This is a genomic window from Gordonia sp. BP-119 (assembly GCF_016924115.1).
In the GTDB taxonomy this organism is placed as follows: domain Bacteria; phylum Actinomycetota; class Actinomycetes; order Mycobacteriales; family Mycobacteriaceae; genus Gordonia; species Gordonia hongkongensis.
In genome coordinates this window covers 43,459-64,794 of the sequence record NZ_JAFFZF010000031.1, presented here as the reverse complement: position 1 = coordinate 64,794, position 21,336 = coordinate 43,459, and the positions used below count along the sequence as shown (strand labels likewise).

Annotated in this window: 20 protein-coding genes, 1 tRNA gene and 1 pseudogene; 9 read left to right on the top strand and 13 right to left on the bottom strand. The window is 66.8% G+C overall.

Annotated elements, in window-relative coordinates:
- Nucleotides 1–272: 272 nt before the first annotated feature.
- Nucleotides 273–836, bottom strand: a complete 564-nt coding sequence (locus tag JW364_RS17315; RefSeq protein ID WP_058251475.1) for a helix-turn-helix domain-containing protein — start codon at nucleotides 834–836, stop codon at nucleotides 273–275.
- Nucleotides 837–893: 57 nt separating this feature from the next.
- Between JW364_RS17315 and JW364_RS17310 the strand changes: the two genes are divergently transcribed.
- Nucleotides 894–1,676: an AzlC family ABC transporter permease gene (locus tag JW364_RS17310; protein ID WP_078112171.1), complete on the top strand. Its 783-nt coding sequence runs from the start codon at nucleotides 894–896 to the stop codon at nucleotides 1,674–1,676.
- Nucleotides 1,677–1,849: 173 nt separating this feature from the next.
- Nucleotides 1,850–2,278: pseudogene (locus JW364_RS17305) on the top strand (cytochrome P450); the annotation flags it as partial.
- A gap of 816 nt (nucleotides 2,279–3,094) precedes the next feature.
- Here the strand turns inward: JW364_RS17305 and JW364_RS17300 are convergent.
- Nucleotides 3,095–3,167 (bottom strand) — tRNA-Ala (locus JW364_RS17300).
- A gap of 86 nt (nucleotides 3,168–3,253) precedes the next feature.
- On the opposite strand from JW364_RS17300, the gene JW364_RS17295 reads away from it, so the two are divergent.
- Nucleotides 3,254–3,997 carry a hypothetical protein gene (locus tag JW364_RS17295; RefSeq protein WP_082652911.1) on the top strand — a complete coding sequence of 248 codons (744 nt, stop codon included), beginning with the start codon at nucleotides 3,254–3,256 and terminating at the stop codon, nucleotides 3,995–3,997.
- Nucleotides 3,998–4,059: 62 nt separating this feature from the next.
- On the opposite strand, the gene glpR is transcribed toward JW364_RS17295, so the two are convergent.
- Nucleotides 4,060–5,322, bottom strand: a complete 1,263-nt coding sequence (gene glpR / locus JW364_RS17290; protein WP_205333071.1) for a gephyrin-like molybdotransferase receptor GlpR — start codon at nucleotides 5,320–5,322, stop codon at nucleotides 4,060–4,062.
- Nucleotides 5,323–5,470: 148 nt separating this feature from the next.
- The gene (locus tag JW364_RS17285; protein WP_058251480.1) at nucleotides 5,471–6,139 is read right to left on the bottom strand and encodes an SIMPL domain-containing protein; all 669 of its coding nucleotides are present in this window, start codon (nucleotides 6,137–6,139) and stop codon (nucleotides 5,471–5,473) included.
- Between the two features lie 77 nt (nucleotides 6,140–6,216).
- Here JW364_RS17285 and JW364_RS17280 point away from each other — a divergent pair, with 77 nt between their 5' ends.
- On the top strand, nucleotides 6,217–6,987 hold the full coding sequence (locus JW364_RS17280; RefSeq protein ID WP_205333070.1) for an ankyrin repeat domain-containing protein: 771 nt from the start codon (nucleotides 6,217–6,219) through the stop codon (nucleotides 6,985–6,987).
- A gap of 41 nt (nucleotides 6,988–7,028) precedes the next feature.
- Here the strand turns inward: JW364_RS17280 and JW364_RS17275 are convergent, their stop codons facing one another.
- The 4 genes from JW364_RS17275 to JW364_RS17260 form a co-directional block, all read right to left on the bottom strand.
- Nucleotides 7,029–7,532, bottom strand: coding sequence for a hypothetical protein (locus JW364_RS17275; RefSeq protein WP_205333069.1), 504 nt, complete (start codon nucleotides 7,530–7,532; stop codon nucleotides 7,029–7,031).
- A 22-nt stretch (nucleotides 7,533–7,554) separates the two neighbouring features.
- On the bottom strand, nucleotides 7,555–8,211 hold the full coding sequence (locus JW364_RS17270; RefSeq protein WP_058251483.1) for a GNAT family N-acetyltransferase: 657 nt from the start codon (nucleotides 8,209–8,211) through the stop codon (nucleotides 7,555–7,557).
- Between the two features lie 166 nt (nucleotides 8,212–8,377).
- Nucleotides 8,378–9,682 (bottom strand): gephyrin-like molybdotransferase Glp, encoded by a 1,305-nt coding sequence (glp, locus tag JW364_RS17265; protein WP_058251484.1) that lies wholly within the window; start codon nucleotides 9,680–9,682, stop codon nucleotides 8,378–8,380.
- Between the two features lie 160 nt (nucleotides 9,683–9,842).
- Entirely contained in the window at nucleotides 9,843–10,787 is a 945-nt protein-coding gene (locus tag JW364_RS17260; protein ID WP_058251485.1) for a UTP--glucose-1-phosphate uridylyltransferase, read from the bottom strand.
- A 163-nt stretch (nucleotides 10,788–10,950) separates the two neighbouring features.
- On the opposite strand from JW364_RS17260, the gene JW364_RS17255 reads away from it, so the two are divergent.
- The gene (locus JW364_RS17255) at nucleotides 10,951–11,529 is read left to right on the top strand and encodes a 5-formyltetrahydrofolate cyclo-ligase (RefSeq protein ID WP_205333068.1); all 579 of its coding nucleotides are present in this window, start codon (nucleotides 10,951–10,953) and stop codon (nucleotides 11,527–11,529) included.
- Nucleotides 11,530–11,610: 81 nt separating this feature from the next.
- Here JW364_RS17255 and JW364_RS17250 read toward each other — a convergent pair whose 3' ends face one another.
- On the bottom strand, nucleotides 11,611–11,940 hold the full coding sequence (locus JW364_RS17250; RefSeq protein ID WP_078112178.1) for an FmdB family zinc ribbon protein: 330 nt from the start codon (nucleotides 11,938–11,940) through the stop codon (nucleotides 11,611–11,613).
- Nucleotides 11,941–12,174: 234 nt separating this feature from the next.
- Here JW364_RS17250 and JW364_RS17245 point away from each other — a divergent pair, with 234 nt between their 5' ends.
- A complete protein-coding gene (locus tag JW364_RS17245) occupies nucleotides 12,175–13,722 on the top strand; it encodes a sodium:alanine symporter family protein (protein ID WP_205333067.1) in 1,548 nt (515 codons plus the stop codon).
- A gap of 46 nt (nucleotides 13,723–13,768) precedes the next feature.
- Here JW364_RS17245 and nhaA read toward each other — a convergent pair whose 3' ends face one another.
- Nucleotides 13,769–15,046: a Na+/H+ antiporter NhaA gene (gene nhaA / locus JW364_RS17240; protein ID WP_205333066.1), complete on the bottom strand. Its 1,278-nt coding sequence runs from the start codon at nucleotides 15,044–15,046 to the stop codon at nucleotides 13,769–13,771.
- A gap of 229 nt (nucleotides 15,047–15,275) precedes the next feature.
- Here nhaA and JW364_RS17235 point away from each other — a divergent pair, with 229 nt between their 5' ends.
- The 3 genes from JW364_RS17235 to JW364_RS24455 all read left to right on the top strand — a co-directional run bounded on the left by JW364_RS17235 (nucleotide 15,276) and on the right by JW364_RS24455 (nucleotide 17,231).
- Nucleotides 15,276–15,947 (top strand): SAF domain-containing protein, encoded by a 672-nt coding sequence (locus JW364_RS17235; protein ID WP_205333065.1) that lies wholly within the window; start codon nucleotides 15,276–15,278, stop codon nucleotides 15,945–15,947.
- Nucleotides 15,948–16,123: 176 nt separating this feature from the next.
- Nucleotides 16,124–16,957, top strand: coding sequence for a large conductance mechanosensitive channel protein MscL (gene mscL / locus JW364_RS17230; protein WP_205333111.1), 834 nt, complete (start codon nucleotides 16,124–16,126; stop codon nucleotides 16,955–16,957).
- Between the two features lie 145 nt (nucleotides 16,958–17,102).
- Nucleotides 17,103–17,231, top strand: coding sequence for a hypothetical protein (locus JW364_RS24455; RefSeq protein WP_275892322.1), 129 nt, complete (start codon nucleotides 17,103–17,105; stop codon nucleotides 17,229–17,231).
- A gap of 103 nt (nucleotides 17,232–17,334) precedes the next feature.
- On the opposite strand, the gene JW364_RS17225 is transcribed toward JW364_RS24455, so the two are convergent.
- The 3 genes from JW364_RS17225 to JW364_RS17215 form a co-directional block, all read right to left on the bottom strand.
- Nucleotides 17,335–18,132: a hypothetical protein gene (locus tag JW364_RS17225; RefSeq protein WP_205333064.1), complete on the bottom strand. Its 798-nt coding sequence runs from the start codon at nucleotides 18,130–18,132 to the stop codon at nucleotides 17,335–17,337.
- A 39-nt stretch (nucleotides 18,133–18,171) separates the two neighbouring features.
- A complete protein-coding gene (locus JW364_RS17220; RefSeq protein ID WP_205333063.1) occupies nucleotides 18,172–19,923 on the bottom strand; it encodes a VWA domain-containing protein in 1,752 nt (583 codons plus the stop codon).
- Between the two features lie 108 nt (nucleotides 19,924–20,031).
- Complete coding sequence (locus tag JW364_RS17215; RefSeq protein WP_205333062.1) at nucleotides 20,032–20,673, bottom strand: hypothetical protein; 642 nt, start codon at nucleotides 20,671–20,673, stop codon at nucleotides 20,032–20,034.
- Nucleotides 20,674–21,336 lie beyond the last annotated feature (663 nt).

The window sequence follows — 21,336 nt, the reverse complement described above, 5'->3', positions numbered from 1 at the left end:
GTCCGGACCTGCGAGAGAGGCGTTCTACGACGCTAGACGCGGCCTGTACGGGCGCATCACTTCTGGCAACAGTACGCGTCGGTGATCGATACCGCGAATCGCTGTGATGCACGTCGCGTTTCGCCCACACCGGCAGGGTCGTCGGAAATCCGACCGAAGACCGCCCAGGACAGTGCTCACGACGGCATGCGGTCGACGCCGCGCCTCTCGAGGGCGGTTTTCACCGGCGCTTCCCAGGCCTGTCCGGACTTGAAAGGTTTTGTCCCGCAACCTCAGAACGCCTCGCTGAGCATCACCGCGACGGTGCCCGGCTCGAGCGCGTCGAAGACGTGCTCGACATCACCGGGATACGAGATGTAGTCACCGGCCGACAGCACCTCGGTGGCATCGGTGGGCCCGAGACGCGCTCGGCCGCAACTGATCACGACATGCTCGACGATCCCGCGCGCATGCGGGGCGGAGACCCTGGGCTTACCCGGCTCGGCCCGGATCACGTACATGTCGCGCCGGGAACCCGGCGACGCGGTGGACAGCAGCGTGGCCGAGTAATCGGCGTCCGCGGCCGGGATCACCGGTCCCTCACCGAACCGGATGACCTCGACCGTGGGCGTAGGCGAATCCAGAAGCGCCGAGAACTGCACCCCCAGAGCCGTGGACAGGGCCCACAGCGTCTCCACACTGGGGTTCCCCTCCCCCGATTCGAGCTGGGACAGCGTCGACTTGCCGATACCGGCGCGCCGGGCGAGTTCGGTCAGCGACAGACCGGCTCGTGCGCGTTCTCGCTTCAATGACGCGGCGACGAGCTCTTTCGGATTCACCGAGCGCGCTTCGTTCATCAAACCGTCCGATCGTCCATCTTGACGAACACTCCTCCACTGTTCACTATGATAGTCATGCGTTCGGCTTGGAGAACACTCGACTCGGCAACCCTGCGCGCTGTCGTGGTGATGTCGCTGTCGGTGCTCGTGATCGGGACGTCGTACGGGGTCGCCGCGCACGGCGCGGGCCTCACTCTCTGGCAGATCGTCCTGATCGCCACTATCGTGCTCGCCGGATCGTCGGAGTTCGTCTTCGTCGGGATTCTCGCCGCGGGCGGGGTGCCGATCCTGGCCGCGCTGGCCGGCCTGCTGGTCAACACCCGGAACTTCGGATACGGCCTCGCCGTCGGAAAGCACCTGCGCGGCACGCCCGAGATCCTGCTCGGCTCCCACCTCATCAACGACGAGACGGCAGCCCTGGCGACGGCCGAGACCGATCCCCGGCGCGCACGCGCCGCGTTCCTGTTGTGCGGGCTGGGAGTTCTCATCTCCTGGCCCGTCGGCGCCGCCCTGGGTGCCGCCCTCGGGGGCGTGGTCGCCGACCCCGCGAGCCTCGGCCTCGACGCCGCCTTCCCCGCCCTTCTCGCCGCGCTGGCCATCCCCGCCCTTCGCGACGGCGCCACCTGGGCGGCGGTGACCGTCGGCGCGGCGGTGGCCGTCTCCTCGACGCCGTTCCTACCGGCCGGGTTGCCGATCATGGGTGCACTCGGCGGTTTCGCCGCCCTCGAGGTGGTCCGCCGCCTTCGGTCGGCATCCGCGGAGGCACCGGATCTGCCCCGCACGAGGACCGGCGCCGACGCCCGGAACGCCGAGCCGAATGACACGCTCGAGCACGACACCGTTCGGACATCGCGATGAGCGCCGGCGTCTCCCTGGCCATCGGGATCACACTCCTCGCAGTCGGCACCTACGCAATGCGCGCTGCCGGACCTGTTCTGCGGAAACGTATCTCGGTGTCCGCCGCGGCCGAGAAGCTGATGGATCGGGCCACCGTCGTCCTTCTCGTCGCGGTCGCCCTCACCGGCGCGTTCTTCGTCGACCACGAGCAGTGGGATATATTTCGCCGCGAACGTCCGTCCACGGCTGCCGACGAGATCGTTCGCTGGGCAACCCCGGTCAATTGTTTTCAGCGAACAGCTACGCAGGATACCGAACTCAACGGCACGCGCATCAGCGAGGGCCAACGCGTAGGCCTCTTCTATGGGTCAGCCAACTACGACAACACTGTCTTCCGAGATCCATTCACCTTCGACATCACACGAAACCCCAACCCGCATCTCGGGTTCGGAGGCAGTGGGGCGCACTACTGCATCGGCGCCAACCTCGCCAAGATGGAAATCGACATCATGATGAACGCCGTCGCGGACATCATCCCCGACCTCACCAAAACCGGCGAGCCGATTCGAGTCAGGTCCGGCTGGCTCAACGGCATCAAGGAGATGCCAGTTCGCTATCACTGATTCGTTCATCGATACTAGATTTCGAGCTGTTCATTGCAACGTCCTGATCATGGCAAGGCAATCTGTCGGCCACCATGCAATATCGATCTGCCACACCGTGGGTTCGACAAAACACTTCGGGTTCGTCGGTTGTCAGGCGAATAACACTCCATCAACCAAGAATTTACTTTCATCATGGCCTACTCAGTTCGCGAGGCCCATGTTTCTACCGTAATGTATTGACGGCAAGGCACTCATCCATCAAGAAATCGGGGTCACAGATGGCAAGCATCATTCAAGGCGCAATCACCGACGCGATCGTCGAACTCGTCACGGGCGCGATTGAATCAGGATCGGACGATACGGCAACGTAGCAGGTCGACTGCGACGGTCAGAGATCCGCGTCCGGGGTACCGCCCCGGGCGCGGATCTGTCTGCACCCTCGCCGAGCGACAATCGCGGAGGAACTACTGCGGACACGCGACGAGCACGTCGGTGTCGGGACCCTCGGTCACCCTCCACTGATTGTCGACGCTGTGGACCCGGTGGTGGCACCCCCCGTCCCGGGAATTGCCGAGCGTACTGACACGTTGCTCAGGCGTGGAAAACTCGTTCGCCCCCGCCTGTTACGTCGTCGACTGCCATCGCCGGGCCACCCACTGGGAGATGGTGACGCCTGCCGGGATATCTCCCGAGATGTCGGTGCCGCTGTGCGGCGATCACGCCGCCTCCCACTTCACTCCCTGCGCTTCCTGATCTCGGAACGAGGCCGGTCTGCTAGATGCGGAACGGCCCCGCCCGGGTTCCGGGCGGAGCCGTCTGAGCTGCCGTTTTCGGTGGAGCTATGGGGAATCGAACCCCAGACCTACTCGATGCGAACGAGTCGCGCTACCAACTGCGCCATAGCCCCTGGAGGTCTTGCGACCATCCGCGAGCTACTTTATCAGCCCGGGGTCGTCGACTCCCAAACGGCCGGCCCACCACTAGGCTGGGCGGGTGCCTCGGATGTCAGATCAACAGTTGGCCGGCGTTCTCGACAACGTGGTCGGGGTGATCAACCCCGTCCTCGACGCACTCGCCGAGCGGGACCCGCTCGGCCTGAAGGGCCACACCTTCCACGACGACGACCACCCCGACTCGCGCCTGCGGCAGGCCCAGCACGCCGCGTCGAAGCTGCTCGACGCCGCCGAATGGCCAGGTACCAAGGGCTGGTCCGAGCGGTCCATGCACAAGCGCGCCAGCTGGTGGGTGACCCGCATCGGCACCTTGAACACGGGCGCCGTGGCGTTCCCGGGGGTCTTCGGCGTGTGGGCGAAGCGGTTGCCGATCACCCCGTACCTCGGGTTCGCCAACCAGGCCATGGTGCTGGTCGCGATCGCCCGCGAGTACGAGGTCACCGATCGCAAACGACAGGTGCAGCTGCTCGCGTCGGTGCTCTGTAAACGTGATCTCACGAACCCGGATGTCACCGCCGAGTCCGGGACGTCGCTGCCGTCCGAACCCGAGGAGCGGGAGAGGTCGCTGTTCGCCGCCATCTGGGATGCGGCGAAGCTGCTCCGTGCCGTCGACGACGAGTTCGACAAACGACCGCAGCCGATGGCGCCGTTCCGCATGCTCGCGTATGTCCCCGTCGTCGGGGCGCCCGCGACCTATCTCGGCGAGCGCATCGCGCTGTCGAAGGCGGCGAAAGCCGGTCAGGCGTGGCTGGATTCGCACGGCAAGCCGGCTGTGACGAAGTAGCCGGGAAACAGTTCAGCAGTAGGTCTCGCTGAGCGACACCTACTGCTGAACGGGTGTGGAGATCAGCCGACGCGGCGGTACTGCAGGTCTTCGCGGTCCATGCGGCGACGCTGGAACGGCGGAAGGTGGTCGAACACCGGGTCCTCGTCGTCGATCTCGAGAACCGTTGCGCCACCGGGCCGCCGAAGTCGCGGCGGCGGGGGTGCGGCGGCGAACTCCGGGACCGCGGCGGCGCGTCGACGACGCTCCTCCTCGGCACGCGCCGACCGCTTGGCGCGCGCAAGGCGCTGTGCCCGGATCTGCTGCTCGGTCTTCACCGCACGACGCAGGTACGCGAGGTAGCCCACCAGGAGCAGACCGAGCACGCCGGTGGCCACCCAACCGGGCGTCCCGACGACGAAGCCGGCCGCGATCGCCAGCAAGACCAGCACGAACAACCCCAGCGTGACGCGCTGACGCTCCCGGTACTTGAGCTCGCGTTCCTTCTCGGAGGAATAGACACTGCGTCCGGACCGTCGACTGCTCGACGAATGCGCCGCCGGGCGGCTGTCCTCGACCTCGTCGGGATCGGTTACATAGGCCTCGGCGTCGTCCGCCTCGTCCTCGTCGACCGACTCGGCTCGATCACTGCGCCGCGACGCGCGGGCGTAGTCGTCGTACTCGTCCTCGTCGAGTTCGTCTGTGGCGTCCTCGTATTCGGCGTCCTCGTATTCGGCGTCCTCGTCCTCGAGGTCGTCGTCGTACTCGCCGTCCTCGTATTCGCTGTCGACGTCCTCGAAGTCGTCGTCGTATTCGGCTTCCTCGGACGTGGTGTCCGACTCGTCGTCTGCGGTCTCGTCGCGTTCGACGTCGACCTCGATGTCGTCATCGGTTTCCGCGACGGCGTCGTTGTCACTCTCGCTGTGGCTGTCCACGGACTCGTCATCGGTGTCCCCGAGTGCGGTGTCGACCGAATCATCGTCGTCGTCCACGGATTCTGCCGTCGGCTTCTCGACCTTCGCACTGCCGGAACGACGCACTCGGGTCGAGGACTCACTCTTCGCGACGTCGGCGTCGTCCTCGGTGTCGACGTCGCTGTCGGCCTCGAGCGTCGCGGTGGCGCTGCGACGCGAGGACTTCCACGACGGATCGTGCGGATGACGGGCCGACGACCGGCGTCGACTTCCCGAGGCCGTCGCGGTGCGCGACCCACCGCGGTGCAGCAGTCGCGTCTTGCGCGCGGCGTCGGTCGACTTCAGGATCTGCGGACGTCCCTTGATGACCATCGGGACCAGCACGAAGAGCCAGACCGCGACGAGACAGACCCACAGTACGGAGTTGGGCATGCGACTCTCCCTTCATTCACTCTGGTCACACGAAGCCACTCCACAATCTAGGACGACGACAGGTCGGCCCCGGGTAGACGCGCCGTGTCACAGGCGAATCGGCGCGGGTTTCACACGCGCCTCTCAGCATCACCGTTGCCGTGAGGGTTCACTGCGCCCGAAACCGGGCGTCCACCGCGACGGCGATCTCGATGTCGTCGGTGCGCAGTTCCAGCGACGGCGAGGCCGGCGGACCGGCGGCGACCGCCATCGGCATGGCCCGTCGCCTCGCCGTCGGCACATTCGAGGCCAGGTCCGGATCGGACAGGAGCACCGGCGTCACCGGTCCCCGACCCACCGCATCGGAATAGGCCTGGGCCTTGAGAATCGCGTCCTCGACAGCGTCCCGACGCAACTCCCGCTCGCGTTCGCGCCGCGTCTGCTCGTGGAGATCCCAGTCGATGTCACCGACCTCGACGGCATCGACCGACGCCCAGAGGTCGATGAACTCTGACAACCCCTCGAAGTCGACGAACTCGGCTTCGATGCGAATGCGGGTGTTGTACACCAGTTCTCGACGCTCGCCTGTCTCCGAATACGGACGATAGGAATAGACCCGCACCGAGTCGGCCGTCCATCGGGTCACTGCCCCCGCCGACTCGAGTCCCGTCAGCGCACGGGTCAGATCGGTGTGCACCTCGACCGCGCGCGTGTAGACCGCCGGTTTGTCCGCACCCTCCACGCGCACCACGAGGTGGATGATTCCGCGCTCGGGCCGATACCGACCGCGTGCCTGGCCGCGGACCACGATCTCCAGTTCGTCACTGTGTTCGGTCATTCCGAGAGCCTATGCGTCGACTGAGGCGGGTTATCGTAAAAATCGGACATGAGGCACGGAGGGACGGCATGGTGCGGATGAAGAGACTCGTGGCGGTGGTTGCGACAGCACTGTCCGCGTGCGTGGTCGCCGGGTGCGGGTGGATCGCGGACGTCGTCTCGACGCGCGTCGACGCGGCCGACTACTTCACCGCCCCCACCGTCCGAGTGCTCGACGCAGCCCGACGAGACGATCAGACCGCGATCGAATCCCTGGTCGCCGCGGGCGCCGACCTCGACGAACTCGGCGGCGATCCGGAGACCGACCCGCGGCGCGTGGACATCACGCCACTGCAGTGGGCGGTGGAATTCGGGCCGCCGGCGGCCGTGGGTGCCCTGCTCCGCGCGGGCGCCGACCCGCATCTGCCAGGCGCCGGCAGCTACAACGCCGTCGCCTACAGCGTGCTGCTCGACCGTTTCGACGCCTTCCGCACCATCATCGAGTTCGACGAAGGGCTGGTCGGGGCGTCGGACCGGATCAGCGGCAACGTCGTGCACACCGCTGTCCGCCATCGTCGCGGGGACGCCTTGCGCCTGCTGATCGACCGCGGCGCCGACCTCAACTCGGTGCAACCGCTCGCCGGCCGAACGCCGCTGTTCACCTCGGCAGACGTGCTCAACATCGACCACTGCCTCGTCCTGTTGCGCGCGGGCGCCGATGGCGCGCACCGGGATCAGCGCGGTTCGACGTTCCTGCCCTCGCTGTACACGGCCGACGACTCCATCCGGACGAGTTCCTATCTCCGCACCCGAGCCGCGATCGAATCCGAGATGCGCGCGCGGGACTTCCCCATCGAGACCGGGCGCTGACGTAGGCGCTGAAGAAGCCGGCGACCGCATGGCGATTCGGGCTAGCGGTAGCCGTACTTGTCGAGCAATGCCGTGACCACGAGCCCCGCCCCTTCGGGCCCGGTCGGGGTGTCCGGCGAGGTGTCGGCCGAATACGCCACATCGAACGTGTGGCGGTCCAGGCGCACGATGTAGCGCGCCAGTCCCTCTGACTCATAGAAGATCTCGGCCCGTGTGCCGGCGAGAACCACGGTGTCGTTGAGGTGGTCGGGTTCGGTGGGACCCGACACCCAGTAGTACATACTCGGGTCCCGGTAGGCACCGATCTCCCAGGCGCACGTCGGTCGGGACACCGCGGCCCGCTGCAAAGGCATGTCCTGTACACCGAGTTCTTCCAGAACATTTCGAGGCACGTCGCAGGGGTCCGTGTCGCTGCCGGTCGCGACCTGCTCGGAGACCGGCACGCCGTTCACGGCGCGTCCGGTCTCGTGGATCGCGCACCCCGTGGCGAAGAACGCGGCCGCCACGGTCAGCGTGAGACGGCGCGAGCCGGTCGTGGTGATCACGCGGTGACCTCGACGCCCCGACTCACTGGAACGACGCCCGGCCCGCCCGGACCAGTGCCTCGGCGGCGCTGCCGACCACTTCCTCGGCCGTGAGCGCGAACAGCATGTGGTCGCGCCAGCGCTTGTTCACGTCCATATAGCGCAGCAGGAGACCCTCTTGCCGAAACCCGATGTTGGTCAACACCTTCCGCGATGCCTCGTTGGTCGGCTGCACCGTCGCGTCGAGCCGGTGCAGGCCCACCGGACCGAAGCAGTGGTCCACCCCGAGCGCCACCGCGGCGGTCGCGATGCCGTTCCCGGCGTACGCCGCGTCCACCCAGTAGCCGATCCACGCCGTCCGGACGGCACCGCGCTGGATGTTGCCCACCGTCAGCTGCCCGACGTAGCGGCCGTCGAGTTCGATCACGAACGGGAGCAGCGCACCTCGTTTGGCCTCCGACTTCAGCACCGCGAACAGCGGCGGCCACGACCCGGGCTGATGGCGTTCAGCCCAGCTTCCGACACCCGTCGGTTCCCAGGGCAACAGGGCGTTCTGGTTGCGGATCCGCAACTCGCTCCACGTCTTGGCATCCCGCACCTTCACGGGCCGCAGGGTGACCGTGCCGGTCCGGGTGCGCAGCGGCCCGAGGGTGGCCGGCCATCCCGGACTTCCCTGACTGCCGCTCAACCACCTGAACACGAGAAGAAGTTTATGCGCTGTCACAGCGCCCACGGCGTGAGACCTGGATCTCGCGTCGGGGTGGTGGTTTCGACTCGGCGCCTCGCTCCGCTCGGTGCCGGCTCAACCAGCGGGGGTGGAGGCGCCTCGACCTCGACGCGCTCGTTCGTTGCTTGCTCAGCAGGGGTCACCCGCGCTGCGCGAGGAACGCCACTTCGACCTCGTCGCCCGTGCCCATCTCCTCGACATCGGGGTCGACCATGATCAGGCAGTTCGCCTCGGCGAGTTCGGCGAGCAGGTGCGACGACCCGGTCGGTGAGGCGCCGAGCACCTGCACCAGGTAGTCCCCCGACCGTTCGTCCCGCATCAGCTGCCCACGCAGGTAACCCTTGCGGCCGCGCACCGACGCGATCGGTCCGATGGTGCGCGCCTTGATGATCCGCCGCATCGGTTGCCGTTTGCCCAGCGCGATCCGGATGAGCGGCCGGACCATCACCTCGAAGGTCACCAGAGCGCTCACCGGGTTGGCGGGGAGCAGGAACGTCGGCACCTCGTCGCGTCCGAGGCGCCCGAAGCCCTGGACCGACCCCGGGTGCATCGCCACCCGCACGATCTCCAGGTCGCCGAGGTCGGCGAGGGCGTCGGCAACAGCGGTCGACGCACTTCCCCCCACCGCACCGCAGATCACCACGATCTCGGAGCGGATGAGCTGCGCCTCGACGACCTCCCGCATCCGCGACGCCTCGCGCTCGGCGATGCCGACGCGGTTCACGTCGGCGCCGGCGTCGCGGGCGGCAGCGGCCAGCGCGTAGCTGTTGACGTCGTAGATCTGACCGGGACCGGGTGTGCGGTCGATGTCGACGAGCTCACTGCCCACCGAGATGACCGACAGGCGCGGGCGCGGGTGCACCATCACGCGTGCCTGACCGACCGCGGCGAGCAGCCCGACCTGGGCCGGGCCGATGATCGAGCCCGCGCGGACCGCGACATCGCCCGGCTGCACGTCGTCGCCGACCCGCCGGACGTAGTTGCCGCTCTCGACGCCGTGTCCGATCTTGACCTTCTGGTCGCCACCGTCGGTCCAGCGCAACGGGACCACGGCGTCGGCGAGCGTCGGCATCGGGGCCCCGGTCTCGACGCGCACCGCCTGACGCGGTTGCAGCCGCGTCGGTGTCCGCGAGCCCGGCCCGACCTCGCCGACCACCGGCAGGGACACGATCATCGGTTCGCCCGGTTCGAGGTCGACGAGCTCGGCGCCGTTGGCGTCGAAGTCCTCCAGGTCTTCGGGTGCGAGCACCCCGGCCAGACCGACGTCGACCGCACGCACCGCGTAGCCGTCGATGGCCGCCTGGTCGAAGCCGGGCATCGGGTGCTCGGTGACGACCTCCTCGGCGCACATCAGGCCCTGCGCCTCGGAGATCGCGACGCGCACCGGACGCGGCGCCACTGCCGCCGCGGTCACCAGCGTCAGATGATCTTCGACAGACCGCATCTCACCGCTCTTCCCGTCTCAACCGGTCAGTGCACCGGGACGTGCGGCCGACAGCGCTCGGCACGTCGTGCACTCGATACAACACAGGAGAACGTTATCGAGCGCGCCCGCGGCAGCGTGCGAGGCGCGCGGATGCGACCGGTGATCGCCCGTGCGGAAATCAGCCGTCGGCGAGACGCTTCTCGAGCCATTCGCGCAGATCGGGACCGTAGTCGTCGCGGTCGAGCGCGAAGTCGACGGCGGCCTTGAGATAGCCGCCGGGGTTGCCGAGATCGTGTCGGGTGCCGTGGTGGACGACGACGTGGACCGGCTCGCCCTCCTCGATGAGAAGCGCGATGGCGTCGGTGAGCTGCAGTTCGCCACCGGCGCCGGGTTCGATGCGGCGCAGCGCGTCGAAGATCTTGCGGTCGAGGATGTAGCGACCCGCGGCGGCCAGATTCGACGGCGCATCCTGCGGTTCGGGCTTCTCGACCATGCCCTTGAGGCGCATGACGTTCGGGTTGTTGGCATCGGGAAGCGGCTCGACGTCGAAGACGCCGTAGGCGCTGATGCGATCTTCGGGGACCTCGATGGCACACAGCACCGAGCCGCCCCGGCGCTGACGGGTGCGCGCCATGACCTCCAGGACACCTCCGGGTAGCACCAGGTCGTCGGGCAGCAGAACTGCCACGGCGTCCTCGTCGTCGTCGAGGTAGCTCTCGACGCAACCGACCGCGTGCCCGAGGCCGAGCGGCTTCTCCTGCACGACCGACGCGACCTCGAGCAGGTTGGGCGCCTTGCGCACCTTGGCCAGCATCGACTCCTTGCCACGCGTGGCGAGGGTGTTCTCGAGCACGAGGTCCTCGACGAAGTGGGCGACCACGCCGTCCTTGCCCGGAGAGGTGACGATCAGGAGACGATCGGCGCCGGCCGCCTTGGCCTCTTCGGCGACGAGCTCGATGCCGGGGGTGTCGACCACCGGCAGCAATTCCTTGGGCACCGTCTTGGTCGCCGGCAGGAACCTCGTGCCCAACCCGGCTGCCGGGACGACCGCGGTACGCGGGATCGGCGGAGTGTTGGGTACACCTTCGTACTCACTGAAACCAGCTTTATCCGTCGCACTCATGAATCCACCCTAGGACAGGTGCCGGTTCTCGGCCGGACAGACGGCGGTGACCGGGACCTCACCACGCTCGTTCCGACGGTCGGATACAGTGCGGGCGTCCCGGCTGTCCCGGCCGGGGCGCACATGCCACCGGTCTCGAGACGACGCGAAGGACGGTCGGGTCTTGACAACGCTGAAACAGCAACTGCGACAAGAGATCGAGGATCGACGATCGCGTCGGTCCGCCGACGAGCGGGACCGGTCCGCCGCGGCCCTCGCCGAATGGATGTACTCCTGCCCCTTCCGGCTCGAATACGACGTCACGGTCGCCGCGCATGTCCCCGTCGGCAACGAACCCGGCTCGAATTCGATGCTCGACGCGCTCGTCGACCGAGGCGTGTCGGTTCTGGTCCCGGTGGTCCCCGCCGGCGATCCCGCACCGATGGACTGGGCGCCGTACACGGGGCCGGACTCGCTGGCTCCCGGACGCTGGGGACTTCTCGAACCGACCACCGACCGCGTCGGGGTGACCGCGATCCGCGCGGCGTCGGTGATCCTGGTCCCGGCGCTCGCGATCGACAAGAGCGGTGTGCGGCTCGGACGCGGCGCCGGATACTACGACCGGACCCTGCACGGTTTGTCGGCCGACCTCGTCGGCGTGGTCTATGACGACGAGGTCGTCGACTCACTGCCGTCCGGTGACCACGATGTCCCGGTCGGTTGGACTCTCACTCCCGGAGACGGGTTCCGCCGACTCGGCTGACCCGGGTACAGCGGAACCCGGGCGGTGTCGGGTGACACCGGCCCGGGTTCGGCCTATGACGTTGTCGTGGCGGGACGCCGGTCAGGCGGGAGTCGCGGCCTTGGTCTCGCTCTTGGTCGACGACGCCGAACTCGCGGAGTCCGACTTGGAGCTGCTCGACGAGCTGTCCGACGACGAGGAGCCCGACGACGACGAGCTGTCCGACGAGGGCGTCGAGGTGTCCGAGGACGAGCCGGGACGCGAGTCCGTGCGGTAGAAACCGCTGCCCTTGAACACGATGCCGACCGAGTTGAACAGCTTGCGCAGGCGGCCTGCGCACTGCGGGCACTCGGTCAGCGAGTCGTCGGAGAAGGACTGGACGATGTCGAACTTGTTGTCGCACTCCGTGCAGGCATACGAGTAGGTGGGCACCGCGAAACCTCCGAATGTCAGTAAACGATGACCAGTGTAACCGACTTTGGCACTCCCTCATTCCGAGTGCTAAGCGCAGGTTCGGCCCGGTTCCCGTCAACGGATTTCGCACCTTGGCGCGCACCGCCGAGTGCAGTCGTGCAAAGTGTTCCCCTAGCTGAAGCAACCAGTTCACCGCTCGATCACCGGGTCGGACCGCCACGAGCGGCCGATCCCACCATCGCTGGAGCCGCCATGACCGACTTCCTCAACGACCTGAACAGCATCATCTGGAGCAATCCGTTGGTGTACCTATGCCTCGGAGTGGGGGTGTACTTCTCCATCCGCTCGCGGTTCCTGCAGATCCGGCACATACCGGAGATGATCCGGGTGATGCGCCACGGTCAGAGTTCGCCCGATGGCGTCTCGTCCTTCCAGGCGTTGATGATCTCGCTGGCCGGCCGGGTCGGCACCGGCAACATCGCCGGTGTGGCCACGGCGATCGCCTTCGGCGGTCCCGGCGCCCTGTTCTGGATGTGGGCGATGGCCTTCCTCGGGGCGTCGACGTCGTTCGTCGAGTGCACGCTCGGCCAGATCTACAAGACCCGCGATCCGCTGACCAACGAGTACCGCGGCGGCCCGGCGTACTACTTCAGCAAGGCGCTGGCCCACACCAAGGCGGCGCCGTTCTTCAAGGTCTACGGGCTGATCTTCGCCGCCGTGACCGTCCTCGCCTGCGGCCTGCTGCTCCCGAGCGTGCAGTCCAACTCCATGGCCCTGGCGATGAACCAGGCGTGGGGTATCGCGGACTGGGCCGTCGCGATCGGCGTCGTCATCGTGCTCGCCTTCGTCATCATCGGCGGGGTCAAGCGCATCGCTACCTTCGCCACCGTTGTCGTGCCGTTCATGGCGGTCCTCTACATCCTCTTCGCGCTGGTGGTGGTATTCCTCAACGCGTCCGAGATTCCCGAAGTCCTCCGGATGATCTTCGCCAGCGCCTTCGGGATCGACTCCGTCTTCGGTTCGGTGGTCGGCGCTGCGGTCATGTGGGGCGTCAAGCGCGGCATCTACTCGAATGAAGCCGGCCAGGGCACCGGACCGCACGCAGCCGCGGCCGCCGAGGTCTCGCATCCGGCGAAGCAGGGCTTCGTGCAGGCGTTCGCCGTCTACATCGACACCCTCTTCGTGTGCTCGGCCACCGGCTTCCTCATCATCTCGACCGGTGCGTACCGGGTGTTCGAGGGCGAGAGTGCCGACGGCGCGGTGATCGCCGACGGCGGACTGCTGCCGACGGCCACCGACGTCGGACCCACCTTCGTCCAGATCGGCTTCGACAGCATGTGGAGCGGCGCCGGGTCGACCTTCGTCGCGGTGTCTCTGATGTTCTTCTGCCTGACCACGATCATCGCCTACTACTACATGGCCGAGACCAACCTGCGGTTCCTGATGGGGAAGGCGGCGACCATCTACATCGGTCCGCTGCGCAGCACGCTGGGCTCGAACCTCACGATGCTCCTGCAGGCACTGATCCTCGTATCGGTGGCCATCGGATGCGTCTCGACCGCCAGCGAGGCGTGGACCCTCGGCGACATCGGAGTCGGGCTGATGGCGTGGCTGAACATCGTCGGCATCATCGTCCTGCAGCAACCCGCGTTCAAGGCGCTGCGCGACTACGAGAAGCAGAAGAAAGAGGGCAAGGACCCGATCTTCGACCCGATCGCTCTCGGCATCGTCGGAGCGACGTTCTGGGAGTCCTACGGCCGGGCCGACGAACGCACCGACGAGGTCACGGTCGCGAAGTAGGACCGTCGACACGCGACCCGCGGGCCTCGGACCGAGGCCTGCGGGTTCATCCCCCGATGACGTCCTTGTCGATGTCGGGGATGTTGTCGCGGTTCATGTCCGGATCGCGGGCCTGTCGAGCGTCCCACCGCAGCAGGAACGCGGCGAGCACTGCCGAGACGACAGATCCGACGAGGATGGCCGCCTTGGCCGCGGCGGCGTGGTCGTCGGAGCCGCCCTCGAAGCTCAACTCGGCGATCAGCAACGCGACGGTGAAACCGACTCCGGTGAGGAATCCGACGGGCAGCAGATCGCGGATGCCGATCGCGTCTGGTAGGCGCAACGGCGTGAACCGGGTCATCAGCCACGTCGAACCCATCACACCCACGACCTTGCCGACGACGAGACCGACGACGATTCCGATCGACACCGGTTGGACGATCGAACCATCACCACCCACGACGGTGACGCCCGCGGCCGCGAAGGCGAACACCGGCAGGGCGAGCGCCGAGGAGTACGGGCGGACCGCGTCGTCGAGTCGCTCGGTGCGCGGCTCCTCCTCACCACGGATCGCAACGGCCGGCACCACGAACCCGAGGAGTACGCCTGCAACGGTCGCGTGCACCCCGGACGCGTGCATCAGACCCCACGCGACGACGGCGACCGGGATGAGGACCGGCCACCACCGCCACGCCTGCCGCACCAGCACGGCGAAGAGCGCCACCGCGGCAAGGGCGGCCACCAGCATGACGAAGTCGATCTTCTCGGTGTAGAACGTCGCGATGACGATGATCCCGAGCAGGTCGTCGACCACTGCGAGCGTCAGCAGGAACGTCCGCAGGGCGAGCGGGAGACCGCGGCCGAAGATCGCGAGAACTGCGAGAGCGAAGGCGATGTCGGTGGCGGTGGGGATCGCCCAGCCGTGCAGCCCGTCCGGGTCGCCGATCGCCACCACGACGACGTAACAGAGCGCGGGCGTGACCATGCCACCCACCGCGGCCGCAATGGGAACACCGGCGAGTTTGAGATCGCGGAGGCTCCCGGCGACGAACTCGTGTTTGAGTTCGACACCGACGACGAAGAAGAAGATCGCCAGCAGCCCGTCGGAGGCCCAGTGCGCGAGCGACAGATGGAGATGGAGGGCCTCGGGCCCCACCTCGATGTGGAGCAGCGAGTCGTAGGCCTCCCGCCAGGGCGAGTTGGCCCAGAGCACCGCGACCGCCGCAGCCACGAGCAGCAACGCTCCACTCGTCGTGTCGAGGGCGGCCCATTTCCGTAGGCGGTCTGTCCGTCCGCTCGCCGGTGCCGGGCCGTCGGTGACATCGCCTGGAGTCTGGTCGGTCATCGCGCTCCTCTGGATCGAGTGGACAAGTCATCGTCGCGCCACCCGCACGGGCGACGGCCGACCAGACTTCCCGGCACACCGGGGAACGATTCTCCCCCACCACGTCGCGGCACACCACCGCACCCCGTCCGCGGCACCGCTCTCCCCAGGGCCGGCCGTGCGGCCCGGCTCTGTCCACAGGCGGCGCGGATGGCCGTCGGCCGTCGACCACCGACCTACCGTTCGCCACATGTCTCCGGCGTCGACGCACCGCTACCGCGACTCCCTCGCTCCCCGGCTCCGCGACCGGCTGGGCGCCGCATTACGGCCGGGATGGACGCGCAGCCTCCTGGTCCGACGCGTCGTCGCGGCGGCGCTCGTCATCGTGGCTGTCGTCGTCGGGGTGACCGGGACACGCGCCGACGGCGATGTCGAGGTCATGGTGGCCGCACATGAACTGCGGCCGGGTCAGGTGGTCGACGTCAGTGATCTGCAGTCGCGGCGGATTGTGGCAGGCACAGTTCCCGGCGGCGCCCTGGCCGATGCCGGTCCGGCCATCGGAAAGACCGTGACCGGGCATGTCCGCCGGGGCGAGATCATGACGGACACGCGCCTGCTGTCGTCACGTCTACCCGCCGACCTGACCGGGGACGACGATGCCCGGCTCGTACCGATACGACTGTCGGACGCGGCCGTGACCGCACTGCTGCGACCCGGCGACGTTGTCGACGTGTTGACCGAAGAGGCGGAAGTGCTGGCCCGCCGCGCCGTCGTCGCACTTCACGCTACCGAATCACAGTCGGGTGGTATCGCTCCCGGCGGGACCGCGGCCGCCCCGGTGCTGCTCGCGATGGACGCCGCATCCGCTCATCGGGTCGCCGCGGCGGGGCTCGATACGGCGCTCGCGGTGGTCCTGCACTGACGAACGGGCGGGTAACGGCATCACGACACAAGCGGACGAATCAAGTCAAATGGATCGGTTCGTTCACGATCGTGGATAGGGTAGTACGAGCTCAGGCACCGCATGTCGGATTTGCTCCGATCATGCGCAGAATCACCGGACAAGAGCAGGACATCACCGAAAAGAGGCCGTACACCGTGCTCAAGGGATTCAGGGATTTCATACTCAAGGGCAATGTCGTCGAGTTGGCGACAGCGGTCATCATCGGCGCCGCGTTCACCGCGATCGTCACCGCGTTCACCGACGGCATCGTCCAGCCGATCATCAATTCGATCCCGGTCGGCTCCGACGCAGCACAGGGACTCGGCTTCCAGATCACCGACAACCCATCGACATTCGTCGACCTCGGCAGTGTCATCACCGCGGTGATCAACTTCCTGATCATCGCGGCGGTGGTGTACTTCATCATCATCCTGCCGTACAACAAGCTGGCCGAGCTGGGCGGTTTCGGCAAGAAGGCGGAGGTCACCGAGATCGCCCTGCTGTCCGAGATCCGCGATTTGCTGGACCCCGACGGCACCTCGAAGGCCAAGGCAGAGGCCGAGAGTGATCTGCCGGCGCATCTCTCCGATCCGTCCGGTCCGGTCGGCGACTCCTACGGTCCGCCGTCGGGCTCCTTCGCCCCGTACGAAGCACCCGCCGGAGCCAATACGACGCAACGCATCTCGACTCCGCCGGCACCGCAGGACCCGCCGTCGCACCCCACTCCCCCGCAATCGGTTCCCCCGCAGAACGTTCCGTCCCAGTCCGTCCCGCAGAATCGTCCTCCGCAGGGCCCGCCGCCGGGAAGCCCGTCGGGCCAGCCGTATCCGACGCCGCAGCCGGCACCCGGTAGCTACCCGCCGCCCGGGAACTACCCGGGCCCCGGCAACTACCCGCCTCCCGGCCCCGGAAGCGGTTATCCCGGTGAGCAATACCCGGGCGACTTCCCGGGTGAGGGCCCGGACGCGCCGGGGCGTCACTCTCGCTGACACGCGGGCCCCGTCTCCCAGGAAGCTGACAGCGGGAGCCATCCGAACCCGAAGGTCGGCCCCCTACTTTGGGATTCGTCGCCGGAACGTGCGACCGCACCGGACCTGAAAGACCGGTGCGACCGAACGAGAACAGGATGAACGAATGCCGAACAAGCCCGCACCGAACCGTCAGTCGCAGAACCAGAACCGGCGTCCGGCGCGTCCGCAGCAGCGCACCCAACCGCGTGCGCAGGCCCGCCCCAGGACGTTCCCGTGGTTCTTCGGTAGCTGAATCTCACCGATCTCGAGCCCCTGTCGCGCACCGCGACAGGGGCTCGGCCGGACAGACGCCGAGCCAGCTTGTCGATGGAGGCCCACTCAGCTGCGCGGAACGGTCACGCCATAGTTCCTTGGTCGTCGCACTGGAAGGCACTCTGGTGGGCGTCCCAATTGTAGGAGAAACTGGTGTCGGCCTGATTGTTCGAGCCCGCCGGCTGCCACGCATTACCGACGAACGTGTACGAGTTCTCCTCGCGTCGACCGCCGCCCGGTATCGGCTGTCCTTCGGACCTGGCCGCCGTCAGTCTCACCACGACGATCTCACCAGGATCGCCGCACTTGATCGAATCGCGTTTGCCATGAGATGACCCCAGGTACCACACCCCGGGTTTCTGAACACCGGTGCGATCGGCCGTCGGTGGCTGTGGCAGAGCGACCAACTGCGCCCCATCCCAGCTGATGACGGCGAACTGCTCAGCATTCCCCTGACCGGGGGCGAGATGAAGTGCTATATCTGCACCTACGGCCCGCGACATCAAGAAGGCGCCGCGATAGATGTCGGCCGGCTCCGCGTACCTATTGGACACCGGCACCTCCATCTTGACCTCGTGGCGCGCTCCGTTGATACCGACGATGGTCGAGACCTGATCCCCTGAGGTCGCGATACCGACCTGATCCAGGGTTCCGTCCCCGTCGATGTCGGCGTCAGCGACATGCATACAGGCCGGCTGCGTATTCGCGCACACGTCGACGGGCCCTGCGGGCGTGTCACTTCGGGGCGCCGGATCACCCGACGCGCTCGAGAACCCATCTGACAGAGGTTCGGATTCACCGTCCGAACACGCGGCCAGAACTCCGAGAGCGACCATCGCGGCAAGGATCGTGGACACGGCTCTGGCGAGCTTGGACTTCATGCGGCAGCAGCCTCCTTCGGATTGCGAGTTTCGAGTGGATCACCTGTCGATGCCGACAAAAAGCACCTCCGCAACAGCCTCGGTCCCCAACGGGCTACCGCCCGGAGGGCCCACGCGCACAGTCCACGACGGTCCTGTCCGGTCGATCGGGTCTGTTGCCGTTCCATCGGACCACACGAGCGGAGCGTCGGGTCCGTTACCGCACGTGTAACGCGGGTGTGCCGCCGGGGCGGAGCTGTTCGGCGGTGACGAACCACTGATTCCTCGATACGTGCAACGGGTGCCGTCAGCCAGTATCAAGCCGAACGGCACGGCTGGCGACATCGGTTGAACGGACGTAGGTATCGGCTCAGACGGCGCGAGGAGAAGGAGCTTCTTGGTGAATGGATCTGTGACGCACAGCAGGAATCGCTGTTGAGCGGCCGGAGCGCAGACACCCTGGTTCATCCCCGAAGAGCCCGAACACCAGTAGAGGCCGTCGTCGAGGACTCCGGGTATGGACTCGGTGCGACAACCGAAGTAGCCGCCGGCCCGGGTGGTGTCTTTGAGCCATCCCGCGGTGGTTCGACCGGCGCTCGTGAACGGTTGTAGCACTGTCTGTTTCGGCTTTCCGCCGCCGATCGCACGCCGGGGTGCACAGTCACACACGACGATCCTCGTGATGCGCGCATCGACGCCGGGACCGTCGGCCTCGACCCGATAGCCAGTGGTGGTCGCCGGATCCGGCGCGAACAGAAGGGTCCGTGCGCCACCCGCGCTCCCGCTGTCCTCGAGTGGTTCCCCGTACAGTGCGACCATCTCAGCCACCGTGCTACCGATATCCAGACCATCAATGGTGCGGACGCCACGCATCGGGCGTATCTCGGCGAGAGTTCCATCCGGCCCGAAGACCCATTCGCAATTCGCCCACACGATGATCGTGGTGTTCCCGTCCCGGCGACCACCGGCCGGGAAACCGTCTGTGCGTTCACGGATGTCGACGAGAGACTCCCCCAGCGTGATGCCCATGAGCCCCGCACCGTTCACGGTGTTTCGGCTCTGCTCGGTATCCTGCGCGGCCAGCAGCCGAGCCCGAAGTTGGGCGTCGTTGGCAGCAGTGACGAACAGACCCTCCGTCACCTCTGCGATGCACCGAAGATCACTCGACGCCGCGCCGTCGGTTTTGAAGCCGATGGTTGAGATCTCCAGCTGCGGATTCGCACGCTTCAACTCTCCGGCAACCGGGCAGGGCGGCTGCCCGCAGGTGTCTTCGCCGTCGGAGACGAGCACGATCGCAGCTCTCTCGTCGGCGGGCAGAAGCGCCGCGGCGTGGCGTAGCGATGCGGCGATCGGGGTGAAACCGCGCGGGTGCGTCGAATCCAGCACGGCCCGCACCGCGGCCGCGTTGACGGGTTCCATCGGCGCGAGGGTGCGGACATCGCGACACCCGGCGACAAAGTCCTGCGGCCGGTTGGACGTGCCGGTTCCGTAGGCCACCACGGCCAGCTCGGTGGAGTCGGGCAGGGCCTCGACGAGTGTGATCGCTGCTTGACGAGCAGCAGCGAATCGCTGACCTGGCGCATCCTCGATGAGCATCGAGTCCGACGCATCGAGCACGAGCACCGTCGGCGGCAACTTCTCCGGCAGCGTCACAGACGGTCGTGCGCTTTCGACGCCGTCGTCCGACGGAGTCGACGAACCGCACCCGACGACGATCAGGCACGTGGCCATCGCGACTGCGATGAGTAAAGCCGCGCGGGCGGTCTTGGCGTGACGTGCAATCGCGCCTGTCGTGGGGCGCCGAAATGACATGCCGCGGACAGTACTTCGAATCGCTCAAGAAAGGATCACCCGTTCGGGTGAACATGAGATCGGGGCGGACTGCCCGTTCCGCGAGGTGGTCCGCCAACTCATAGAGGACTAGACGGGAGGATCAACCCGCTGAACCCACACCGTGGGGCCGTCGGTCAGGGTGAACTCCGCGCGTACGTGCGCATCCCATCTGCGGGCGTACAGGGCCGAGAGTTGTGGGTCGCTCGTACTACATGTGACCGGCAGCCCTTCACGCCGTCCGCGCTCGACGACCGGGTCGACGAGCCCGACCAACGTGCCCCCACGGCGATGATTCGGGTGGACCAGGGCGAAGATCACCTTCAGAGGATTCTCGGCAACCTGCGCCTCTGCAGACTTCTGCTGCAACTCGGTGAACCGGTGGATGAAGCCGTCCAGTGTCTGCACCCGCTCTCGCGTGCGCGCCCTGAGATCTTCGTCAGCGCGGCCGGCCTCGTCGGTCGTTGCCGACACTGCGATCAACGCGATCAGGGTTCCAATCTCATCGAATACACCGGTCAGACCGTGCAAGTACTCTACGAACAGGATTTCGCCATACCAGCGGTACGCTTCCGGCGGAGCGTCGGCACCGATGAGCCACCGATAGACCGGGACCTCACGTAGGCCTTTCTCGAGCAAGTCGAGTGCATTGTAGAGGTCGGAGTCGATCAGCGGCCGGGTCGTCGTCCCATGTACATCCACTCGTCGCGTCACCACTCCATCCCAGCACATCTATGACGCCGACGGGGCCGCAACTGGTCACACCCCGATGGGGAATACGGCGGGGCGTGAGTTCACTCAGAATTCAACTGGTTCTGGTCGAGACACACCTGGTGGTCTGCGGTAGTGTCAGCCGCGTTGCCGTCCCTGGACGGAACGCAGCACAGAATGATTCCCTAGACCTAGGAGATCCTCATGGCCGAAGCCATCACCATCGACTACATCCGCCTGTACATCCAGGAGATCGTGGACGGTTCGGTTGAGCCCGAGCCTCCCACGACAACGCCCGCAGCTTAGGCGAGTCTCGAACCTCGGCGAACTTAGTAATCGTATAGTGGCGACTCCGAGGTTGATCTGCGCGCCACTGCCCCCTGGGGTGTCATGGTCTCCACTCGAGGCTAGGACCCGCCCACCAATACCAATCGAAGGAGTCCCAATGGGTGAAATTGTTGGAGGATCAATCCAAGAAGCCATCACTTCCTTACTGACCGGTTCCGTGGAGCCGGAAGTGCCGGAAGAAGACTAAATCCAGCGTCACAGCGCCGATTCACATCCTGCTGACGGCCTCGACGACAGGTCGCGTTACTGAGCAAAAATACGACAGGCCCTGCCCGATCACTTCCAGGCGGGCAGGGACGGAGCCCTTAACGGTCGCGGACAGACCGCCTAAGACCG